Origin of the sequence: Klebsiella sp. YJ, from assembly GCF_002108615.1 — a bacterium.
GTDB lineage: Bacteria > Pseudomonadota > Gammaproteobacteria > Enterobacterales > Enterobacteriaceae > Klebsiella > Klebsiella planticola.
In genome coordinates this window covers 1-4,934 of sequence record NZ_MTEG01000074.1, presented here as the reverse complement: position 1 = coordinate 4,934, position 4,934 = coordinate 1, and the positions used below count along the sequence as shown (strand labels likewise).

Here is a 4,934-nt window from a genome sequence, read left to right as displayed (position 1 = left end):
GTCTAAAGCGATATATCTCCCGCGAAGTTTACACGTTACTGCGCAATCAAAACAGGCGGATCAACAGTATCCCGATAACAGCTTGACTCTTAGAAGGGCGTCCAGGGTAGCCACTACACAAGCAGGCAGTTCCGGCAGTTATTGTGGCGTTACCGGATCAGGCAAAGTATGAGCCGACGTGGAAACTGCTGGGATAACAGCCCGATGGAACGCTTCTTCAGAAGTCTGAAAAACGAGTGGGTGCCAGTGACAGGCTATATAAACTTTAGCGAAGCATCTCATGCGATCACAAACTATATCGTCGGGTATTACAGCTCGCTAAGGCCGCATGACTATAACGGTGGATTACCTCCAAACGAATCGGAAAACCGATACTGGAAAAACTCTAAAACCGTGGCCAGTTTTAGTTGACCACTACAGGTTTAAGACGACTATCAAACCGGAACGGTATCTGTTGAGCCTTCTGCACGATCCCGTAAAACTCAGGGTGCTCAGGATTTAACAGATAATTGAACTCTACCGGCGATAAGGCTGAGGGAACACGCAGTGCAACCGAGCTCCTGGTAAATGACCAGGCATCTCCGTAATCAGCCAGTTCCTGAGGCGCATCCTCATCAGCCCAGTTGCCCGGTAATTCATCCATGTTTGCGCTTTGTATCAGTTCATCAGGCACATCGATACTCAGTAGCGTGAAAGAGTCCATTATCTGTGCCGCATGCAGGTGTACCAGGGTCTCCAGCATCGTTAGTGATGCCGTTTCGGAGACATATACCATTGACACCCCCACGCTATTCCAGCGCCCACCAGCCTCTTTCGCACCATATCCGGTCCAGGCCGTAGAAAGATACTTTGTTTTCGTCAGCCTGTAGAGGATCACGAGTACACCCCATGCTCCAGACGCGTAATCAGCTTAATGACCTCATAGGCTCCCGTTTCGGATGCCATCAGGTCTGCTGGCACTTTCCAGCTCAATGCCCGGTTAGGTTCGTTCAACCACTTCTGTGCGGCTTCCCTGTCGCCTTCAAACAAATCTACCGCCCGATCAATAACGCGGATAATCCGTACCAGACGTTCACTTTGTTCCGGGTTAAAACGTGCCTTCACACTGCGGCTAAATGTGGTTGACGGGATACCGGACATTTTTCTCAGGTCATTCTGGGTTATTCTGGCCCAGTCAGTGATCCGGTTCACCACCTTCCCGTCCAGGCCTTCATTGATTTGGCCCAGGAGCGCTACACCATCAGCATTATTTAACCCGGCAACCTGCCAGAGGCGCTGTGGTCTGGCTGGAGTTGAGGACAAACTAAAAGTTTTCATAGCAAACCTCCATTTGGTCATTACATTATACTCAAATGGTAACACCAGAGCAAATATCAACCACCAGCAGACGGAAGGCATTTTTCCTGATTGCGATAACTCAGAGTGTAGCGATCGGTATCGAGTCCCACCTCGTTGTGTAGGCTGGAGAGAGCATATCTCTCTTCATTGACCACGCCGGTGCGATGCCACGACCGGCAAACCATACTTTGCCTTTGCCTGAGTTGTTTATCGTATCCAGTACGTTCATGAGCGCGTCACTGTTTGCATACGACCTCCCTTCATCAAATAACGATAGCTGGGTAACTCCGCAGGGACGGAAATCGTTGAGCATGACTCCCGCCTTTGCATAGTTATGTCCTTCTTTCCAGATTTTATCCAGAGCCCGGCCAGCCGCCGCGATAATGTCCCGCGTATCACGTGATGGAATGCAGAGCTGTTCGCTGGAGACTTTGCTGTAATAGGGTTCATGTTTTGAAAAAGGCGAGGTTTTTATGAAAACTGATACCTGACCGCAGTATTGACGTTCCTGGCGCAATTTTTCCGCAGCACGTTCAGCATACTGGCAAATTGCCTGCCGCATGGATTCATACGTTGTTATACGCTGCCCAAAGCTCCTGCTGCATATGATCTGTTGTTTTGGTGGCGGGGCATCCTCCAGGTCGATACAACTTTCTCCCCGTAGTTCCCTCACTGTTCGTTCAAGAACTACGGTGAAGTTTCGTCTTATGAATGCAGGGTTAGTACGAGCCAGCTCCAGCGCAGTGGTTATGCCCATTGCATGAAGCTTACTTGTGGTTCGTCCACCAACCCCCCACACCTCCTCTACCGGCATCAGAGAAAGCATCTTATCTATCCGATTACGCTGGCCTGCAGTCAGTGCGAGTACCCCTCCGAACTGGGGCCAGGTCTTACTGGAATACTGGCAGGCTTTCGCAAGGGTTTTTGTAGGGGCCAGGCCTACCCCTATCGTCAGTCCAGTGCAGCGGAAAACATGATCCCTTAGCTGATGTCCGTATTCCTCAAACGTCATGCAGTTATCAATCCCACCAGCCCAAATAAAAGACTCATCGATGGAATACTCTTCGACACGGGATGATAATTCCTCCAGGCAGAAATGTACTCTGGCGCTCATGCTGGCATACAGCTCGTAGTTACTGGAGAAGGCAATCACGGGCTCCGGGAAGCGCTGCTCACGCAACTTAAACCAGGGTAAACCCATAGGAATGCCGAATTTTTTGGCCAGTTTACAACGAGCTATAACGCAGCCGTCGTTGTTAGAAAGGACGACCACTGGTTTATCGCGTAAATCGGGTCTGAAGCATTTCTCAACACTGCAATAAAAGCTGTTCACATCCGCCAGAGCATACATTACAGATTACCCCGGGCACGATGAACCCAATGAGTCACCACGCCAAAAATTGTCAGTTCATCGGGGTCTGGGTAAATTGGTGAATAAGCATTGTTCATAGGCAACAGGGCCAGTCTGGGAGTGGTCTGGAGCTGTTTAACAGTGAAGCCGCCGTCCACCTCGGCGATCACGATATCGCGATGTTGAGGACGCAGAGAACGGTCCACCACCAGCAAATCTCCATCACGCATACCGACATCCTGCATGCTGTTTCCCTGAGCTCGCACGAAATATGTTGCGGATGGATGCCTGATGCAATAATCGTTCAGGTCTAGCTCACTGGAAGTATAATCCTGGGCAGGGCTGGGGAAGCCAGCTGCACACCGCTCGAGAAATAAAGGGATGGCGATTTTCTCAGGATTTTCCATTGGAATTAAGAACATAGGCACAACCTCCGACCACCTAAAAACACTGTATATGTAAACAGTATAAATTGGATCTTTGCAGGTGCCTAGTCCATCAGGTAGCAGTTGGGATCAAGACGACTACCGTTCAAAATTAGTGATTGTTTTTAAAGCAGGAATGCCGCCCTACCTTAATCAACCAGAAATGCAGAGTTATAACGTCATACTTCCTTACCAGCTCAAGGCATGAATTTATCGACGTAAGGCCTTTTCTGATTGCAACCTGCAAGATTTGACATCCTCCCCCAGCTTCTCACTACGTGAATCAGGAAGGGGATTCCCTTTGTAGGGTAGCAACGCGTTACCGCATTGCCCGGTTCCTCGCTTGGCCGTGATGACTTCTACGTGATCGAAAAAATGCTCAGGTAGTTTATTGACCACTCCCTGAGGGGCTAAAAGAACAGAAGAATTGTCTTCAACGTTAATAACAGCCCCAACACCAGACCACATGCCAAATTTCTGGCCGGTTGTTGGTTTTTTGGGGTTCTCCACGCCCATCAGCTCTGGAGCAGAAACAAAAAATGTCTGGCAAGGGCGGCAATGCACAACACGTTCCCTGTAGGCGTTGACCAGCTCGAAGCCTACCCCGTCGAACTCTGAGGGCGCTCTGCCGCAGCATGAGCAATTTCGTTGCACAGGCACAGGCTCACCCATATAGGGCAATAAAATACTCGTCAGAGCGCTATATACTGACTCTACAGGATGATTCAAAGCTCCCCCTCCCCTAAAATAAGCTATGCCATTTTGATGGCAAATTAGTTAAGTGTCCCTGCTCACAGATACAAGGAATTTTCACCCGCCAGCTTAATAAATAATGGTGAAATTTCCTTAGGCAAATTTAACAGAAGCTTCTGATACAAAGACTCATCTTCCGGACGCCCGGTCAAAATCACTTTCCTTCCCGAGGCAAGTGAATGAAGAACGTATTTCAACACATTCCGCATATCAAAAAGGACAACATCATCAACGATGATATCTTTATTTGATAAACTCTGAATAAAATTCTCACCAGCTATCGGCTCATCTGGTGAAATAAATAAACCATCAAATAATGCACGCTTCGCCAGAAGGGTTTTCCCTGACCCGGAAGGCCCTATTATAACGACAATAAGGTTAGTATCTTTTTCTGAAAAATAACTCAACACCTTATTGAGACATTTTTCATTTTGATTGTTATTGAATTTCAAATCATGACTCCTTTCCAAGAAGATGCCCTCACCTGTGGTTATTACGTTAATTCAAGGGATGAAGTGTACCAGTTAACCTATGTCCTAATGCAGGAGGTTTTTTGTTTCCGAATTACCCTTGTCCTTGCCATCGCCAGACATCTCTTGTAGGTCTTGATGGCCCATCAGAGTCACGTACATAGTACTATAACCCACTGGCAAGCGTGACATTAAACCAATGCACAATTCATGGTCTGACGGTTGTCCGGTGACCAGAACCTTATGGCCAGAAGCATGCACAGCCAGAATACACTCCAGGACTTTGTCAGCATCAAAACGGAATCTATGGTCACTCCCGTTTTTGCAACACCGATTTTGACGACAAGTTGGCTTGCTTGAATCTATCCGGCGTCTGAATGGGATTTTATTCCCGCGCCTTGATGAGTTCCGCGCCTGATGAACCTCCAGAAAATATACGGCTTCAATGAGCCTTTCCGTTTTACAGGTTCCTCAACAGGCCGGTGGGCCGTTAGGGAAGGTGCGAATAAGCAGGTCATTTCTTCCCAAGCTGACTCGCTGATTAAAATTTCGCGGATCTGGGCCGATTTTTTTCCCGCAAACACATCGAATCAGCCT

The 4,934-nt window shown here is 48.3% G+C and carries 7 protein-coding genes and 1 pseudogene; 2 read left to right on the top strand and 6 right to left on the bottom strand.

What is annotated here, in order from left to right; translation table 11 throughout:
- Window positions 1-102 precede the first annotated feature (102 nt).
- Window positions 103-411, top strand: a pseudogene (locus BV390_RS30000) (integrase core domain-containing protein); the annotation flags it as partial.
- Here the strand turns inward: BV390_RS30000 and BV390_RS29995 are convergent.
- The 6 genes from BV390_RS29995 to BV390_RS29970 form a co-directional block, all read right to left on the bottom strand.
- Window positions 404-877, bottom strand: a complete 474-nt coding sequence (locus BV390_RS29995; protein WP_085397630.1) for an RES family NAD+ phosphorylase — start codon at window positions 875-877, stop codon at window positions 404-406. The pseudogene BV390_RS30000 and the gene BV390_RS29995 sit on opposite strands and share 8 nt — an antisense overlap.
- Window positions 874-1,317 carry a type II RES/Xre toxin-antitoxin system antitoxin gene (parS, locus tag BV390_RS29990; protein WP_004181895.1) on the bottom strand — a complete coding sequence of 148 codons (444 nt, stop codon included), beginning with the start codon at window positions 1,315-1,317 and terminating at the stop codon, window positions 874-876. Before parS ends, BV390_RS29995 begins: the two co-directional genes overlap by 4 nt.
- Window positions 1,318-1,417: 100 nt before the next feature.
- On the bottom strand, window positions 1,418-2,689 hold the full coding sequence (umuC, locus tag BV390_RS29985; RefSeq protein ID WP_004181894.1) for a translesion error-prone DNA polymerase V subunit UmuC: 1,272 nt from the start codon (window positions 2,687-2,689) through the stop codon (window positions 1,418-1,420).
- On the bottom strand, window positions 2,689-3,111 hold the full coding sequence (umuD, locus tag BV390_RS29980) for a translesion error-prone DNA polymerase V autoproteolytic subunit (protein ID WP_004181893.1): 423 nt from the start codon (window positions 3,109-3,111) through the stop codon (window positions 2,689-2,691). The genes umuC and umuD overlap by 1 nt, the downstream gene beginning before the upstream one ends.
- Before the next feature lie 213 nt (window positions 3,112-3,324).
- Window positions 3,325-3,843 (bottom strand): hypothetical protein, encoded by a 519-nt coding sequence (locus tag BV390_RS29975; protein WP_227517265.1) that lies wholly within the window; start codon window positions 3,841-3,843, stop codon window positions 3,325-3,327.
- Between the two features lie 62 nt (window positions 3,844-3,905).
- Window positions 3,906-4,319 (bottom strand): NB-ARC domain protein, encoded by a 414-nt coding sequence (locus tag BV390_RS29970; protein ID WP_048268736.1) that lies wholly within the window; start codon window positions 4,317-4,319, stop codon window positions 3,906-3,908.
- A gap of 435 nt (window positions 4,320-4,754) precedes the next feature.
- Between BV390_RS29970 and BV390_RS31375 the strand changes: the two genes are divergently transcribed.
- Window positions 4,755-4,934 (top strand): hypothetical protein (locus tag BV390_RS31375; RefSeq protein WP_206098743.1); only part of this gene is annotated, 180 nt, incomplete at its 3' end.

Coding starts and splice junctions, on each gene's coding strand:
- parS (WP_004181895.1), bottom strand. CDS start 1,317: ATGAAAACTTTTAGTTTGTCCTCAACTCCAGCCAGACCACAGCGCCTC.
- umuC (WP_004181894.1), bottom strand. CDS start 2,689: ATGTATGCTCTGGCGGATGTGAACAGCTTTTATTGCAGTGTTGAGAAA.
- umuD (WP_004181893.1), bottom strand. CDS start 3,111: ATGTTCTTAATTCCAATGGAAAATCCTGAGAAAATCGCCATCCCTTTA.